The 15,803-nt window shown below is 59.8% G+C and carries 15 protein-coding genes; 4 read left to right on the top strand and 11 right to left on the bottom strand.

Annotated elements, in window-relative coordinates; genetic code table 11:
* The first annotated feature begins 83 nt into the window (after positions 1-83).
* Positions 84-1,484, top strand: a complete 1,401-nt coding sequence (locus GY791_02980) for a D-alanyl-D-alanine carboxypeptidase (GenBank protein ID MCP4327387.1) — start codon at positions 84-86, stop codon at positions 1,482-1,484.
* Here the strand turns inward: GY791_02980 and GY791_02975 are convergent.
* The 9 genes from GY791_02975 to GY791_02935 form a co-directional block, all read right to left on the bottom strand.
* Positions 1,241-1,759: a hypothetical protein gene (locus GY791_02975; GenBank protein ID MCP4327386.1), complete on the bottom strand. Its 519-nt coding sequence runs from the start codon at positions 1,757-1,759 to the stop codon at positions 1,241-1,243. The genes GY791_02980 and GY791_02975 overlap by 244 nt on opposite strands.
* An 82-nt stretch (positions 1,760-1,841) precedes the next feature.
* Positions 1,842-3,224, bottom strand: a complete 1,383-nt coding sequence (locus GY791_02970; protein MCP4327385.1) for a phosphomannomutase/phosphoglucomutase — start codon at positions 3,222-3,224, stop codon at positions 1,842-1,844.
* On the bottom strand, positions 3,221-4,564 hold the full coding sequence (locus GY791_02965; protein ID MCP4327384.1) for a UDP-glucose/GDP-mannose dehydrogenase family protein: 1,344 nt from the start codon (positions 4,562-4,564) through the stop codon (positions 3,221-3,223). The genes GY791_02970 and GY791_02965 overlap by 4 nt, the downstream gene beginning before the upstream one ends.
* Before the next feature lie 10 nt (positions 4,565-4,574).
* Complete coding sequence (gene galU / locus GY791_02960; protein MCP4327383.1) at positions 4,575-5,456, bottom strand: UTP--glucose-1-phosphate uridylyltransferase GalU; 882 nt, start codon at positions 5,454-5,456, stop codon at positions 4,575-4,577.
* Between the two features lie 145 nt (positions 5,457-5,601).
* The gene (locus tag GY791_02955) at positions 5,602-6,309 is read right to left on the bottom strand and encodes a DnaJ domain-containing protein (GenBank protein MCP4327382.1); all 708 of its coding nucleotides are present in this window, start codon (positions 6,307-6,309) and stop codon (positions 5,602-5,604) included.
* 10 nt (positions 6,310-6,319) lie between these two features.
* A complete protein-coding gene (locus tag GY791_02950; protein MCP4327381.1) occupies positions 6,320-7,036 on the bottom strand; it encodes a VWA domain-containing protein in 717 nt (238 codons plus the stop codon).
* 43 nt (positions 7,037-7,079) lie between these two features.
* Positions 7,080-9,140, bottom strand: coding sequence for a molybdopterin oxidoreductase family protein (locus GY791_02945; protein MCP4327380.1), 2,061 nt, complete (start codon positions 9,138-9,140; stop codon positions 7,080-7,082).
* A 91-nt stretch (positions 9,141-9,231) separates the two neighbouring features.
* Positions 9,232-10,191 carry a DUF3179 domain-containing protein gene (locus tag GY791_02940; protein ID MCP4327379.1) on the bottom strand — a complete coding sequence of 320 codons (960 nt, stop codon included), beginning with the start codon at positions 10,189-10,191 and terminating at the stop codon, positions 9,232-9,234.
* 131 nt (positions 10,192-10,322) lie between these two features.
* Positions 10,323-11,162, bottom strand: a complete 840-nt coding sequence (locus GY791_02935; GenBank protein MCP4327378.1) for an SDR family oxidoreductase — start codon at positions 11,160-11,162, stop codon at positions 10,323-10,325.
* A gap of 86 nt (positions 11,163-11,248) precedes the next feature.
* Between GY791_02935 and GY791_02930 the strand changes: the two genes are divergently transcribed.
* Complete coding sequence (locus GY791_02930) at positions 11,249-12,901, top strand: AMP-binding protein (GenBank protein MCP4327377.1); 1,653 nt, start codon at positions 11,249-11,251, stop codon at positions 12,899-12,901.
* Here GY791_02930 and GY791_02925 read toward each other — a convergent pair.
* A complete protein-coding gene (locus tag GY791_02925; GenBank protein MCP4327376.1) occupies positions 12,828-13,790 on the bottom strand; it encodes an SRPBCC family protein in 963 nt (320 codons plus the stop codon). The genes GY791_02930 and GY791_02925 overlap by 74 nt on opposite strands.
* A gap of 420 nt (positions 13,791-14,210) precedes the next feature.
* Here GY791_02925 and GY791_02920 point away from each other — a divergent pair, with 420 nt between their 5' ends.
* Positions 14,211-14,624, top strand: a complete 414-nt coding sequence (locus GY791_02920; GenBank protein MCP4327375.1) for an Hsp20/alpha crystallin family protein — start codon at positions 14,211-14,213, stop codon at positions 14,622-14,624.
* Positions 14,625-14,697: 73 nt separating this feature from the next.
* Here GY791_02920 and GY791_02915 read toward each other — a convergent pair whose 3' ends face one another.
* Positions 14,698-14,946, bottom strand: coding sequence for a GlsB/YeaQ/YmgE family stress response membrane protein (locus GY791_02915; GenBank protein ID MCP4327374.1), 249 nt, complete (start codon positions 14,944-14,946; stop codon positions 14,698-14,700).
* A gap of 110 nt (positions 14,947-15,056) precedes the next feature.
* Between GY791_02915 and GY791_02910 the strand changes: the two genes are divergently transcribed.
* Complete coding sequence (locus GY791_02910; GenBank protein MCP4327373.1) at positions 15,057-15,653, top strand: 2-hydroxychromene-2-carboxylate isomerase; 597 nt, start codon at positions 15,057-15,059, stop codon at positions 15,651-15,653.
* Positions 15,654-15,803 lie beyond the last annotated feature (150 nt).

Below are 15,803 nucleotides of genomic sequence, written 5' to 3'. Positions count from 1 at the left end.
ATTGTAAACTGGACAGAGGCCGTTGATTTTTCTAGACTCTTAAAGCAAGGGTAGCGGTCGCAACAAAGGGCGTACAGAACGCGATGTTCCGACTGGGGATTGAGATCAACCAGAACCGCGCGAGACGGCTGGCGACAGTCGTGGCCGTCACCGTGCTGGCAATTCAGTTTTTCGGTATAGCACCGGCGGCCGCCAAGTACGCTTCGATTGTCGTCGACGGTCATAGTGGCCAGGTCTTGTATTCGCGCAATGCGGATACGCGGAACTATCCCGCCTCCCTGACCAAGATGATGACACTCTTCTTGCTGTTCGAGGCGGTCGATGAAGGGCGCTTTACCAAGGCGAGCAAGCTCAAGGTTTCCGCCCGCGCGGCCCGTCAGCCGGCATCGAAATTGGGGCTGCGGCGCGGTAGCACGATTACAGTGGATCAAGCGATTCGGGCACTGGTCATTCGATCCGCGAATGATGTCGCCGTTGTGGTCGCTGAAGCTCTGGGCGGTACCGAGGCGAAATTCGCGCGTCTCATGACCGCGAAGGCTCACAATATCGGAATGTCTAAAACCAATTTCGCCAATGCCTCAGGCCTCCCCAACCGGAAGCAACTGAGTACCGCACGAGACATGGCGCGGTTGGCCCAGGCGATTTATTTCACCTTTCCACATCACTACCACTATTTCTCGCTGGACTCGTTTCGCTGGGGCGGCCGCACCTATCGGACCCACAACCGGGTCGTGAAGTCCTATCGCGGCGCCGATGGCCTCAAGACCGGTTATACGCGTGCCTCGGGCTACAATCTCGTGACATCCGTCGAGCGCAATGGGCGGCGGCTGATCGGTGTCGTTTTTGGCGGCAAATCGTCTCGCTCGCGCGATTCCCATATGAAGCGGATCCTCGACAAATCATGGCCCATGGTAAAAAGCGTAGAGGTGATCACACCGCGGCCAAAGCCTGGAACTGTCGTCACTGCCGTGAATGCGGTACGACCGGAGTCTGTAATCGAATCGCAGCTACCCGATCCGCAGCCGGTTACCAAACAAGTCGCAGTGGCGGGGCCTTCCCCTTCCATCCTGCCGAAGTTACGGCCGGGCGGCCTGACCGTTACCCCGGGGCTGGTGTTGCCCAAATCCAAGCCCTTTAGTTTTGTATCGGCGCCAACCGTCACGGTACTGAGGCCGCCGGAAAAACCGGCGTTCGGAGACCGGACGATCACGGGCGATTGGGCGATTCAAGTAGGCGCCTACTACGACCGAGACAAGGCCGCCGACGCCGTCGACGTCGCCACCAGCAAGATGCCGAGCTTGGCGACGAATGCCGAAGAGGCGATCGTCCTGCTCAAGGGTCGCAAACGTCCGATATATCGGGCTCGGCTGGTCGGCTTTTCGGAGCCGGAAGCGCGCGCGGCGTGCAAGGCCTTGAAGAAGAAACGCGTGCCCTGTATCGCAATCAAACAGGCCAAAAACGCCGTCCTTGCCTCCGCCGAATAGCGTTCCCTGCTATCCGTATCCCGGGCATAGATTGATTTCTCCGAGATTTTAGTTGTGGGGATCTTCGGCGTCGTCGAAGACGTCCGCAGCCATGATCGACATTGCCTGTGATCCCGGGCCAAACGCCAAAACAGGCTGCTGCCACAGTGCTCACAGAGACCCCGTTCCGCCCATCCCGGCCCCTTGTACCACGCGAGGCTTTCGTCGATGGCGAAGGTCGCCACACCGGGACAATGGACGGACATGAACGGCTCGGCCGACCATTTTCGACACATTCCACAATGGCAAATGGTGAAAGTCGGCTCTGGAACATCAATCTCGAACCTCAGGGCCCCGCAAAGGCCGCCGAGAGAGAGATCAAAAATCCGGCAGCTCGACACCGGCCCCCGTTAAGGCCTGCACCACCGCCGCCTTAAGTCGCACTAAGCCCGCCTCGTCCAGCGCCTCGCAGCGGGCAACAAGGACATTTTGGGTGTTGGAGGCGCGCAACAACCACCACCCGTCGTCGGTCTTTACACGAACTCCGTCGACGTCGTTCATCTCCGCTCCCGCTTGTCGGAGCTGATCGCGAACGGTTTCAACGATCGTAAATTTCCGGGCCTCATCGACTTGGAATCTTAATTCCGGCGTGTTCTCGACCGACGGCAACCGTGCCATGCGCACCGCCAGCGTTTCCCCGCCCCGCGCCAGGATGTCGAGTAGCCGCACTGCTGCGTATAGCCCGTCGTCGAACCCGTAATAGGTGTCGGCGAAAAATATGTGACCACTCATTTCCCCGGCCAATGGCGCGCCGGTCTCCGCCATTTTGGCCTTCAGTAGCGAATGGCCGGTCTTCCACATCAGGGACTTGCCGCCGAGTCGCTCGATTTCGTCATAAAGAACCTGGCTGGCTTTGACTTCGGAAATGATCGTCGCACCGGGATGACGGGTGAGAACATCGGCCGCGAACAAGGTCATCAACTGATCCGCCCAGACAATGCTTCCGTCTCCGTCGACCGCTCCGATCCGATCTCCATCACCATCGAACGCTATGCCAAGGTCGCAACCCTCGGCCCGAACGACTTCAATAAGCTGGTTCAGATTCGCCGCGACCGTGGGGTCAGGATGGTGGTTGGGAAAGGTGCTGTCGATCGCCTCATTGAGCAAAATGTGGTCGCCGGGAATCCGTTTGGTGAGCGCAGCCATTGCCGGCCCGGCGGCCCCGTTGCCGGCATCCCAGGCAACCTTGAGACCCTGTTCGGTACCATAGGCCTCTGCCAATTTCATGACATAGCCGTCGAAAACGGTGACGTTGCGGACTCGTCCGTTACCCTCCGCATAGTCGGCCACTTTCGCCATTCGACCAAGGTCGCGAATGTCCGGGCCATAAAAGGCACCCTCATGACGCATTAGCTTGATGCCGTTGTAGGACGCCGGATTGTGTGACCCCGTAATCATCAAGCCGGCATCGGTCGGCAGCGACTTGACCGAGAAATACAGCATCGGCGTCGGGCCCAGACCGATCGACAGTGCCTCAAGCCCACAATCGCAGATGCCTTTCACGGCAGCATCTGCGAATCCCGGAGAACTCTTGCGCCCGTCATAACCGACCGCGACCGAACTGCCGCCGGCACGGGCGATCACCGTGCCAAAGGCCCGGGCGGCCGCGTAGACATCGGGAATATCAAGGTCTTGCCCGACGATTCCGCGGATGTCGTATTCCCGCAGAATCGTCGGGTCCAATCGGTGCCCGGCACTCATGCGGTTTTGCGCGTATTGGCACTTACCGGTGACCGCGACCCGCGGCCAACGCTCGAGTAGCGGAAGCCTTTTTCGAGCATCTCGCTGGGCTCATAGATATTGCGCAAATCGATAACGATCGGCGCCCTTAGCGCCGCGCGTATGCGGTCAAGATCGAGGGCGCGAAACTCATTCCATTCGGTCAAGATTACCAGAGCATCGGCCCCCTCGATCGCTTGATATGCACTATCCCGCCACTCCACACCGTGCAGGAGGGTGCTCGCCTCGTTCATGCCTTCGGGGTCAAAGGCGAGAATGGAGGCACCAGCCTGCTGGAGAGCCGGAATTATGTCGAGGCTCGGGCTGTCCCTCATATCGTCGGTGTTGGGTTTGAACGTAACGCCAAGGATCGCGATTCTCTTTCCGGCCACGCTGCCGTCGCAAGCCGCGATAATACGATCGGCCATGTGTTTTTTCCGGACGTCATTGACTTCGACCACGGTCTCGACGATACGGACCGGTGTTTTCTTCTCCTGTGCGGTCCGCACAAGGGCAAGCGTATCCTTCGGAAAGCAAGAGCCCCCATAGCCGGGACCGGCGTGGAGGAACTTGGATCCGATACGGTTGTCGAGCCCGATCCCCTTGGCCACGCCATGGACATCGGCTCCTATGGCTTCGCAGAGGTCGGCGATCTCATTGATGAAAGTAATCTTGGTAGCGAGAAAGGCGTTGGCGGCATATTTCGTGAGTTCCGCTGTCTCCAGATCGGTCTGCAGGATCGGCGTTTCAATCAGATAAAGCGGCCGATACAGCGCCCGCATCAGATCTCGTGCGCGGTCACTCTCTGCTCCGATGACGACCCTGTCAGGGTGCATGAAATCGTTGATGGCCGACCCCTCGCGTAGGAATTCGGGATTCGAAACCACATCGAAATCCGCCTCTGGCCGCGTCTCATGAATAATTCGCGCAACGTCACGGCCGGTTCCCACCGGAACCGTCGATTTCGTCACCACGACGGTGTATCCGTCGATGGCTTTGGCAATAGCTTTGGCGGCCTCGAAAACGTATGAGAGATCGGCATGGCCATCGCCGCGTCTGCTCGGCGTCCCAACCGCGATAAAAACCGCATCGGCACCGCGAACTGCACCGTCAAGATCGGTGGTGAAGGACAGCCGCCCGGCCGTGCGGTTGGTTTCGACGAGTCCGTCCAGCCCCGGCTCGAAGATCGGGATGCGTCCGGCGGCGAGCGCGGCGATCTTGTCCTTGTCGTTGTCGACGCATACGACCTCGACCCCGAACTCGGAAAAACAGGCCCCCGAAACGAGGCCAACATATCCCGAACCTATCATTGCAATGCGCATTGCGGCGCTCCTATTCGTAGGTCTCGAGGACTGCCGCCAGCGCGGCTCGCAAATCAACGGCCAAATCGTCACGGGCGAGGCCGAAGGCGACGTTGGCCAAGACATACCCCGCCTTGTCACCACAATCGAAACGCCGGCCCTCGAAACGGAGCCCATGGAAAGGAACGCGGCCGATCGTTGCCGCCATGGCATCGGTTAATTGAATTTCGCCGCCGGCCCCCTTTTGCTGTGCGCCGAGTTCATCAAGCACAGTGGGATCAAGAATGTAGCGACCGGTGATCGACAGGTTCGAGGGTGCGACCGACGGGTCGGGCTTTTCGATCAAACCCGTGACCGTTACCAGGCGTCCATCGTCGGAATCGATATCGAGAATTCCGTAGCGATCGGTCTGTTCCCGGGGAACGTCCATCACGGCAACAACATTGCCGCCGGTCTCGGCGTGAACATCGACCATTTGCTTGAGGCACGGCGGCTCAGCCATGATCAGATCATCGGCCAGCAATACCGCAAATGGCTCCTCTCCCACCAACGAACGGGCGCACCAAACCGCATGACCGAGGCCTAAAGGCTCGGGCTGCCGGGTATAGGCGATACGGCCGGGACCGGGCAGCATTTCCGCAACCGAGCTGTAGAGATCGTGCTTGCCGCGAGCGCGCAGCACATCCTCAAGCTGATCGGATTTGTCAAAATGGTCCTCTATGGCGTATTTCCCGCGGCCGGTGACGAAGATAATGTCCTCGATTCCAGCGCTGCGGGCCTCTTCGACCGCATACTGGATCAATGGTTTGTCGACCACGGGCAACATTTCCTTGGGGATCGCCTTGGTCGCCGGCAAGAACCGAGTACCAAGACCAGCCACCGGAAAAACCGCTTTCCTGACTTTCTTGCTCATGGAGGGCCGTGTTAGCCAAATAATAGCGCAGGAGCTCCGCTGCCAACCCCATAAAGCGGTCGCGGAGCAAGGCGTTTGTGCCACACCGGGACAGGGCCGCGCAAGCGGGGCCTACATCGATTTTTGACGGCCTCTCGGAGCACCTCTAATTCTTGCCAAGTAACAGTTCTTTGGCTTCGTTGATTTTGGCCGCGAGATAGGAGGACCCACCCTGATCAGGATGAAACTGCTTCATCAGGCGGCGATGGGCAGCTTTGATTTCCGCCTCCGTCGGATTCTCGCCGAGTCCGAGAATCTTGCGGGCCTCATTCAAGGTCATCTTGCCGTCCGAGGCGGCGCTCGCCGTGGGGCCGCCGTCGGTCGTGCGTTCGCGCCACTCGGGGTTAAGGCGGTCAAGATATGCCGCCAGTACGGCCGCCGATTGTTCGTCTTGGGATCGGCATTCGGCGTACAGGACCAATAACTCATCGAGGTCCATCGACTCGAGCGATCGGCCTTCAAAGGCTCCTTGAAGCACGTAGCCTTGCATCTCGCCGGTGTCGTGATCGAGCGACACTTGCAGAAACGAAGTATCTACCGAGGACTTCTGTCCCCGCGTCGGGCCGCGTGCCGCCTTGGCCAGGTTGGCGACAGCCCTTAAACGGTTAAGCCACGGCAACAGAAACACGATCAAAGCCGGCAGATATTGCCAAGCCTTGGTGAAGGCGAGGACGAGAAGAAATACGATGGCGAACGCGACCGCGAGCCATCTAAGTGCGCGAATGACGGCGGTGGGTTGGGCGTTGACGAACCACTGCGCGAGGAGCAGGAACCCCGCAAGTAGAGCAATTCCGAGGACAAAATATGCGATCATCGGTCGATCGCTATCGCACCTGATGGGTGAGTTGCAGAACCATACCGCCGCGTTTCTTGCTCAGATCCTCAAGGGCCCTTCGCCCGCCGGCGGCATAGACCGCCACCGCGTTCAATAGTTCGCGCAACTGTTTGGCGCTCCCCTCGTCGAAACGGCAATAGGCGCCGCCGGTCAATCGAGCGATTTGGCGAAACGTCCTGGCCGCTATCGGCTCGCCACCTTCATGGAACATGAACACGGGCACACCGAGCAGCCCCAATTCGCCGGCGAGGTGACAGAGCGCATCGACGTCTTCTTCCATGCAATCGCCGATGAAAACGACCGCATCGACTTTCTCATTCTGGGTTTCCTTGATCGCGTGTTTCAGGATCTTCCGGATCTGGGTGTGGCCCCCGAGACAGAACACGGTGGTCATGATACGCAAGAGATCCTCGGATCGCCGGGTCCACTTGGAGGCGCGGCATTCGCCAAACCCCCGGTAGTAGACAAGCTGAATATCGAGCCCGCCGAGCGCGGCGGTTTCCGCGAACATCTCTCCCTGAAGGTGGCAGGCCCTGTCCCAAGTCGGTTCACGGCTGGCGGTCGCGTCGAGTGCAAAAATCAGCCGTCCGCGCTTGCCGGCGGCCTTTATCACGGATGTCGACGCGACTTTTTTCAGGAAATCGTCGATATCCCGATCGGTCGCTTTTGTCGGTAGCTTGTCGTCCTTACCCATTGATTCAAAGATAAGGATTGTGACCGGCCGGTTCCAGACTCTTGAAAAACGGCTTCTAGGCCGGGCGCATCCAAATCGCGGTGTCGTGGAAAACCGCGCCGCCTCTCGGCGGGCCAGCATCCGCGCTCACCAATGTGTTGATGCCGGCACCCTCTTCGAAATCCGCATTGGGCCAAATGCTCTCGACCACAACGACACCGCGCTGCAGGCCATCAAAAAGCTTGGCATGGACAACCACCGAACCCAGCCGGTTGCCTAGGCGTACACGATCACCGTTGACCAGCCCCAATTCGGTACAATCGGCGGGGTGTATCAACGCTGTCGGCCGACCCTCGCGTTTGCGAGCGGTCGGCGTCTCGGTAAAGCTGGAGTTCAGGAACTGGCGCGCTGGAGCGGCGACAAGCCGAAACGGATGCGCCTCGTCCGCCGCATCATAATTTCCGAGATGATCGGGCAGTGCCGGCATGGCCTCGTGAGCCTTACCCACCCGTGACCAATCCGGCTTGAAATGAAAGCGGCGATCTTCCCAGGCGAACCCATCGAGAAAATGCGCCGTCTCGAAGGGGGGTGCACAATCAATCCAATGCTGTGAATGAGCGACGTCGGCGCCGGGTTTTCCCGACGCCTTGAGCGTCCAATCGATGATCTCCCACTCCGTCATGTCAAATCCGCGATGGTCGGCGCCGAGACGCTTCGCCAGCGCGCAAATGACTCGATGGTTGGAGCGGCATTCGCCCAGTGGCTCGATGACTTTACGCGTTACCTGCAAGTGGCTATGCCCACTGGCGACGTACATATCGTCGTGCTCGAGGAACGTCGTCGCCGGCAGCACGATATCGGCCATCGCCGCCGTCTCGGTCATGAATTGCTCGTGAACGCAGACAAACAAGTCGTCACGAAGGAACCCCTGCCGCACTTTCGTGGTATCCGGACACACGACAAGCGGGTTGGTATTCTGGATGAACAACGCGGTGACCGGCGGACCGTCGCCGATGTCTGTGGAATCGCCGGTTAAAATCGGCCCTATGCGGGATTGATCTAGTGAGCGAATCGATTTGTCCCGTACATCGAGGCCTTGGATCAGAGTATCGTCCAGCGCATACAGGCCGCCATTGCTATAGAGCGCCCCGCCGCCGCGTTGTTGCCACGCGCCGGTCACCGCCGGCAAGCAAGTCACGGCAAAAACATTGGCGGCGCCGTTGCGGCTTCGCGAAAAACCATAGCCGATCCGAATGAAACTGCGTTTCGTGCGCCCGTAGAGGTGCGCGAATTCTCTGATGGTCTCTGGATCCAGGCCGGTAATGTCGGCGGCCCATTCAGGCGACCGCGTCGCGACATGGCGCTCCAACTCGTCCGGCGCATCGGTGTACTCGGCCATGTAGTCGCGATCGGCATATCCTTCCGCGAATGCGACATGCATGACCGCGCAGGCCAGCGCGGCATCGGTGCCGGGTCGCAACGGCAAATGGAGATCGGCAACCGCGGCGGTGCCGGTGCGATACGGATCGACCACAACCAATCGCGCGCCGCGTTCTTTCCGTGCCTTCGAGATATGGGTCATGACGTTGACTTGGGTCGACACGGGGTTGCCGCCCCATATCACGATCAGGTCCGACTCCCCGATCTCGCGACTATCGGTTCCCCGCTTGATGCCGGTTCCAGCAATCCATCCGGCATCGGCGAGCGTGCTGCAAATCGTGCTGTACTGTCGCGAATATTTCAGTGCATGGCGGAAGCGCTCGATGCCATCGCGTTGGACCAGCCCCATGGTGCCGGCGTAAAAATAAGGCCACACCGCTTCCAAGCCGTGGCGCTGGCCCGCCTGTGCCAGAGCATCGGCGACGATATCGAGCGCATCATCCCATTCGATGGCCTCGAAAGCGTCGCGTCCAATACCCTTTTCACCTACCCGACGGAGCGGCCGGTCGAGCCGGTCCGGGTGATGGACTCGCTCGGCGTAGCGGCTGACTTTCGCGCAAATGACTCCCGACGTGTAGGTGTTATCCGCCGCGCCGCTGACCTTGCCAATTCGCTGGGTATCGAGGCGTTCGACCTCGAGCGCACAGGTGCTCGGGCAATCATGGGGACAGGCGGAATGAACGATATCCAATGGCATGGCTTTCGGCCCTCTGCGGGAGAAATCCGGTGGCACAGATATAGGTTAATCCGTCCGCCCCGAAAAGCCATTCCGCGCCGGTTGCTCGAATTCAGCGGACGTGTATGGTTCCTTCCGGCCGGAAGGCATGGAATGCGAAGGCAAATGTGATGTCGTGCACGACATCCTCGCGCCCATTGCCGGTTTCTCTCTGGACAACAACATTTCCGACGTCGCGTCCTTCGGCGATCCAGGAGGTGTCGAGGGCCGAATTTTGGCCGGCCTCCCAAGTCAAGATCAGGTCTCCGCTACGAAGTTCTCCGACCTCGCGTAGCAGGGCCACGCTCCAGGCCTCGTTTCCTACCGCAACCACCCTTTGCAGCGGCGGAATTCCGTCAGGCATTTCGCCTTGAAAAAATGGATATGGGCGACTGCGGCTGTCGTAGCGCTCATAGGGATTGCCGCCATAGGTGCGGAGACCCCGGTTGTTCGGTACCAAGACCTTGCCGTGTGAACCGCGTGCGCGGAATTTCTCGAACGATTCGACACGCACTGGAATCATGTCCAACATCGTCCCGGTCATCTCACCGACGATCGCCTCTCCAAGAAATTGTTGCCACCAGCTTTCGGTCTGGCGGTCGTACATGACCAGATCGGAGTTGCGCAGCTTGCCGGTGGTCCCGAAATCGAGCACGAGATCGCCGACCCGGCGGTCGAATACCACCGACGAATTGCAAAGTGGGCAATAGGTGACCGCAATCGGCACGCCGCCGATCGTGTCATTGACAATCTCATGCCACATCAAAACACGCAGCGGATAGGCCTTTAGGTCGCCATCGATCGCGACCGTTATGACCGGCTCCTCGTCGCCGAAGTCCCATTTCTGGGCAACGTCCTCGACCGGCGCGAAAAGCGGACGGTCGATCGCGGGGATGCCATCCTTGGGCGGGCCACCGGAAAGGATTTCGTTGAAGTCGATCGAGGCTTTGGCAAAATCGGTGCGCGGCCATTCACCAGCCCAAGAACCGGGGTTCGCATACGCACCGGCCGACCAAGACACTACGGCCGCCATGATCGCCACACTGTAAGACAAGCTGCGGACAGGCTTCAGCACGGGAATTCCTCCATCATCAAGTCTCGGGCGACCTGCTGCGCCGCGCAACACAATGCCGGTCACATTCGCGTGAAACCCGACACCGACCGCTAGTCGTTGGAGCGCATCGACGCCCACTCGTCATCGGTCAGTTGATCGAGGAAGTCGAACGAGCCCGCGCCCTTGACCCAGCGCCCACCGTCGATGGTCACTACATCGCCATTGATATATCCCGCCTCATCGGAAACCAAATAGGCGCAAAGATTGGCCAGTTCGATGTGTTCACCCGGCCGTCCGAGCGGATTTCCGGTCTCGAACCGTTTCGCGAGGTCGGGGCGCGGCACCAATCGCTCCCATGCCCCCTCGGTCGGGAACGGGCCCGGTGCGACCGCGACAAGCCGCACGCCGTGGGGGCCCCATTCGGCGGCAAGGCTCCGGGTCATTGCCAATACGCCGCCTTTGGCCATGGCCGACGGCACCACGTAGGGCGACCCGGTCCATGCGTAGGTGGTGACGATGCTGAGCACCACCGCGCCGGGCTCGTTGCCGATCCAGCGCTTGCCGCACGCGAGCGTGACATAAGCCGAACCCTTGAGGACAATATCGATAACGGCGTCGACCGCCCGCGGCGACAATGTTTCATAGCGCGCGATGAAATTACCGGCGGCATTGTTGAGTAAGATATCGATTGGCCCCGCCGTCCAAGCCGCGGCTACCATTTCATCGACGGCGGCCGCATCGCGCACATCGCAGGACTTGTAGCCGACCCGGCCTGCACCGAACGCGGCATGGAACTCATCTGCAGTCTGTTCGAGAACCGATTTGCGGCGGCCGCAGATGAAAAGGTCGGCGCCCAATTCCAGATAGCGCCGGCCGATACTCTTGCCGAGGCCGCTGCCGCCTCCGGTTATGAGGACTCGCTTGCCTTTCAGAAGATCCTCTCGAAACATGCCATTCTCCCAAGATGTAGACCGCTCTTACCGCGACACGGCCGGATTGGGTATCATGAATTCCGCGGTCAAACCACGAGGTCGAGATGCGCTTCCTCCCGCCCGGGGACACCTATGAAGAAATCTATGCAGCGTTTCGCTGGCAGGTGCCGGCCAGCTACAACATGGGCGCCGCCGTGTGCGATCGCCATGCGACAGGGAACCCGCCGGCGCTTATCTATGTCGACGGCGACGGCCGCGTCGAACGCTATGGCTTTGGCGACCTCAAGAAGCTGTCGAACCGGCTCGCCAACGTCCTGAAGTCCTTCGGCGTGGTACCCGGCGACCGGATGGGGATCCTGTTGCCGCAATGCCCCGAGGCGGCCATCGCCCACGTTGCGGCCTACAAGATGGGTGCGATCGCCCTGCCCTTGTTCGCGTTGTTCGGCGACGAGGCCCTGCAGTACCGACTGCACAACAGCGGCGCCAAGATCCTGGTAACCGATAGGTCGAATGCGGACAAAATTGACGCGATCCAGGACCGCCTACCTGACCTGGCTCGCGTCATCGTCATCGATGAGCCCGGTGCGGACGGGTGGACACGACTCCTCGAACGCGCGTCAGACGATTTCGAGGTGGTTCCGACAAAGGCCGATGACCCATGCCTTCTCATTTACACGTCCGGGACCACCGGCCCACCCAAGGGCGCGCTCCACGCCCATCGCACGATGCTCGGCCATATGCCGGGCAACGAATTCTTCCATGAATTCTACCCCCAGCCAGGCGACCTGTTCTGGACTCCGGCCGACTGGGCGTGGATTGGCGCGCTGATGGACCTGCTCATGCCGGCGTGGTTCCACGGCGTGCCTGTTTTGGTCTTCCGGGCACCGAAGTTCGACCCCGAGCAGGCTTTCGCAATGATGGAAGCCCATAGAGTTCATAATACCTTTCTCCCGCCGACCGCCCTCAAATTGATGCGCCAGATCGAGGACCCGAAGCGCCCATTTCCGGGCAGCCTTCGCACCTGCTTCACGGGTGGCGAACCGATGGGGGAGGAATTGCTGGCGTGGGGCCGAGACGCACTTGGCTGCACCATCAACGAGGGCTATGGCCAGACGGAGTGCAATCTGGTCGTCGCCAATTGTTCGTCGCTCTATCCGGTGCGGGCGGGCTCCATGGGCCGGCCGGCGCCCGGCCATCGGCTCGCCATCATCGACGCCGAGGGCAGCGTGCTGCCGCGCGGCGAAAAGGGGCAGATTGCGGTGCGCCGTCCCGACCCGGTCATGATGCTCGAATACTGGCGCAACCCAGACGCGACCCGCGACAAATATGTCGGCGACTGGCTGATAACCGGCGATACCGGGTGGCAGGACGAGGACGACTATTTCTGGTTCGTCTGCCGCGACGATGACGTCATAACCAGCGCCGGCTATCGCATCGGGCCCGGCGAGATCGAGGACTGCCTGATGCGGCACCCGGCGGTCAGTTTGGCGGCAGTCGTCGGCGTGCCTGACAAAATACGCACCGAGGTCGTCAAGGCGTTCATCGTGGTCAAGCCGGGCATCGTTGCCGACGATGCCTTGCGGACCGCGATCCAGGCCCATGTCAAATCCCGGCTCGCGGCCCACGAATATCCCCGCCTGATCGATTTTGTCGACAGCCTGCCGATGACGACAACCGGAAAGATCAAGCGCCGGGATTTGCGGCTGGCGCCGCCAACGGCGGTCGGCAAACCGCGGAATTCTCCCGATCTTCCATGACCCGCGTCCAGTTGCGCAACAAGCGGTCGCAGATCCGGGGGAATGAGGCTGCCATCACATTGAAAATCAGGCGACCGGTAAAGCCGGATTTTGCCTGGATGCCAAAAGTCATGCTGATTCGCGTTCCCCGCTTCGTGGGCGAAAGGGTCCACTCTCCGGTCATTCGAGCGATAGGATAAGGATAGTCCGCGGCTTCGGTATGGACGCGGAAGGCGAAACCCTGGCCTTCCTCCCAGCGGGAACAGGTTTCCCGCCAACTCCGACCTGCGGTGTCGGTACATTGCCGGACCATGCCTTCGCCCTGCCCGGCTATGATTTCGGCCTTGCTGAGATTGTCCGCCACATCGGCGTAGCATTTCTGATCGCGCATGACCTGCCAAACGCGCGCCGCAGATGCCGTCGTTTCTATGCTGGCTGTGACGGTCATCCAGCCATCCTTTCGGGCGCTCACCCGAACGTCGCTCCGACCCTGATAAACCAAGGCAATGCCCGCCAGTTGCCCGAGAGCAAAGAGCAAGACGCAAAGCGCCACCACCGAAACGATCTCGAATCCGATCGGCGAGAAGGTGTCGGGGAATACCAGGAGCAGCGCGACACTATCCACGACCCACAGCAGATCGGCGAGGCAGACCAGCCGCGCCCGACCCATTGCGAGAGTCTCCTCCCGAGCGGTCACAAGGACAAAGATAGCGAAGATGAGAAGTCCGATCCCGAGCGCCAACAAGAGACCTGACGGAGAAATTCCCAGTACCGAAAACGTGTTTTCGAACAACAGCGTCGCGGCGGCTTGCGGAAAGAGAAGACATAGCAGACCGGACGAAGCCGAAGACAGCGCGTTCGCCACCAGGACGCGGCGCAACAGGGTATCGTTGGCTTGGTGAAGTTTCATCGCTCGATCCTTTGGACAAATGAACATGATGGCAGTCATAGGATGAGCACCGGGACGGCTGCAATTACCTGCCAGGTAAGTGTTCCGAACTACGCCGTCGCCACAAATTCTACGGGATGCCATATCCGGAGCGGTGGCGGGGCCCAAACATTCGACATTGAGAGGTCCAATTTCGGCCCTTGGGACCTTGAACGGGAAGCGAGAGAAACCATATACGAAACAGATGGTTGAAGCGCCTATGGTAGGGTTTTGACCGTGGTGATGAAAGGCTCTTCGGCCTTCGAATCACCCTCACACCATGTCGCTTTGAAGGAGGATATGGAGATGTTTCGAAATTTGATTCCCACTCCCCAACATACCCCAACAGGCAACCTTGCCCGCCGCGACTCAGGCGATCCCTTTGCTGCCTTTAGGCGCGAAATGGACCGTGTCTTCGACGAATTCTGGGGGACGGCCAGATTGCCGACCGATAGTGGCCGCAGCGGCTTGAATATAACCGCGACCAAAATCGACATCAGCGAAGACGACAAGCAAGTCGAAATCACCGCCGAGTTGCCGGGGCTCGAGGAGAAGGACGTCAACGTCACCTTGCATGATGGCGTTTTGACGATCGAGGGCGAGCGCAAGAATGAGACCGAGGACAAGAATGAGGCCAAACGCTATCACCTTATCGAACGGTCCTATGGCGCCTTCCGTCGGGTCATCCCGGTCGGCGACGGCATCGATGACGACAAAGTCAAGGCGATATTCAAGAACGGCGTGCTGACGATTTCGCTGCCCAAGACGGAGGCCCGTCAGGAGAAATCCAAGCAAATCGAAATCAAGACCGCATAAGGCTGGCGGGTTCCCAAAAAGACAGGGCCATCCACCTAGGGATGGCCCTCGTTTTTTTGCCGATTGGGAAGATTTATGTCGCCTTCTTGAGAACTCCGACGACGAAAAGTAGCACGACCGCGCCGATCACCGCGATGACGAGTTCGGCGACGAGGCCTGCGCCCTGGAAACCGAGCACTCCCACCACGTAGCCGCCGATAAACGCACCCAGAACGCCAACAATGAGGTTGCCGATGAGGCCGAATCCGCGCCCTTTCATGAGTTGCCCGGCAATCCATCCGGCCAATAGCCCAATAATTAGGAATAGAATAAGATTCATCACGTCCCCCTGGCGATTAGGTATTCCGCGAAACGATATAGCATAGGCTTGGGCGCACCGTAGCGCTAGGATGGCGTGTCGAAACCAGTCGTCGAGGAGCGGCGTTCGCAGTGATGTCCAAGGTGATCGATTACTATTTCTCGCTGATTTCGCCCTTTGCCTATCTGGGCGGTCAGGAGTTGGCCAGCATCGCCGCCCGTCATCAGGCATCGGTCAACGTCTACCCCATCCAATTAGCCAAAATATTCCCAGCATCGGGTGGTCTGCCGCTGCCCAAACGAGCCAAGCAACGTCGGGACTACCGCTTGCTCGAATTGGCGAGATGGCGAGATTTTCGCGGTATTCCGCTCAATATGAGCCCCAAATTCTTTCCCGCCGCCGAGGAGAGTGCTGCCCGTCTCGTTATCGCTGCCCGTGACAATGGTCAGGACACCCTCGCGCTCAGTAATGCCATCCTGCGCGCAGTCTGGGCCGAAGACCGCGACATCGCGGAGAACGACACTTTGGCCACGATCGCGAAGGAGACCGGTTTGGACGACCAATCGCTCCTGGGCGCGGCGGGCCATCCGGCGATCCCCGGCATTTACGATGCCGATACCGACAATGCGATCGAGGCCGGGGTCTTCGGATCGCCGACCTATATCGTCGACGGTGAGCTGTTCTGGGGTCAGGACCGGTTGGGTTTTGTGGAACGCAAGCTGGAAGGCTAGCCGCCGACGTGTGTATTGATCCATTTGAAGCGAGCATGGCGAGCGCGACCGACACGTGGTCGGTAACCAAGCACTGCGAATTCCGTGCGGCCATGCCCCGTGTGCCCATTACCAGGACCACTAGGAAGTCCACTTTGCGCGCGGCGAGGA

The sequence above is a fragment of the Alphaproteobacteria bacterium genome (genome assembly GCA_024244705.1).
Taxonomy (GTDB): domain Bacteria; phylum Pseudomonadota; class Alphaproteobacteria; order JAAEOK01; family JAAEOK01; genus JAAEOK01.
Note: the sequence above shows the minus strand (reverse complement) of the source record. Positions and strands in the feature narration are given on the sequence as shown.

What these genes read in the sequence shown, in the direction of transcription:
- GY791_02910 (MCP4327373.1), top strand. Translation starts at nt 15,057, where the DNA reads ATGTCCAAGGTGATCGATTACTATTTCTCGCTGATTTCGCCCTTTGCC.
- GY791_02930 (MCP4327377.1), top strand. Translation starts at nt 11,249, where the DNA reads ATGCGCTTCCTCCCGCCCGGGGACACCTATGAAGAAATCTATGCAGCG.
- GY791_02925 (MCP4327376.1), bottom strand. Translation starts at nt 13,790, where the DNA reads ATGAAACTTCACCAAGCCAACGATACCCTGTTGCGCCGCGTCCTGGTG.
- GY791_02945 (MCP4327380.1), bottom strand. Translation starts at nt 9,140, where the DNA reads ATGCCATTGGATATCGTTCATTCCGCCTGTCCCCATGATTGCCCGAGC.
- GY791_02975 (MCP4327386.1), bottom strand. Translation starts at nt 1,759, where the DNA reads ATGTGTCGAAAATGGTCGGCCGAGCCGTTCATGTCCGTCCATTGTCCC.
- GY791_02965 (MCP4327384.1), bottom strand. Translation starts at nt 4,564, where the DNA reads ATGCGCATTGCAATGATAGGTTCGGGATATGTTGGCCTCGTTTCGGGG.
- GY791_02935 (MCP4327378.1), bottom strand. Translation starts at nt 11,162, where the DNA reads ATGTTTCGAGAGGATCTTCTGAAAGGCAAGCGAGTCCTCATAACCGGA.
- GY791_02955 (MCP4327382.1), bottom strand. Translation starts at nt 6,309, where the DNA reads ATGATCGCATATTTTGTCCTCGGAATTGCTCTACTTGCGGGGTTCCTG.
- GY791_02920 (MCP4327375.1), top strand. Translation starts at nt 14,211, where the DNA reads ATGGACCGTGTCTTCGACGAATTCTGGGGGACGGCCAGATTGCCGACC.
- GY791_02980 (MCP4327387.1), top strand. Translation starts at nt 84, where the DNA reads ATGTTCCGACTGGGGATTGAGATCAACCAGAACCGCGCGAGACGGCTG.
- GY791_02970 (MCP4327385.1), bottom strand. Translation starts at nt 3,224, where the DNA reads ATGAGTGCCGGGCACCGATTGGACCCGACGATTCTGCGGGAATACGAC.
- galU (MCP4327383.1), bottom strand. Translation starts at nt 5,456, where the DNA reads ATGAGCAAGAAAGTCAGGAAAGCGGTTTTTCCGGTGGCTGGTCTTGGT.
- GY791_02940 (MCP4327379.1), bottom strand. Translation starts at nt 10,191, where the DNA reads ATGGCGGCCGTAGTGTCTTGGTCGGCCGGTGCGTATGCGAACCCCGGT.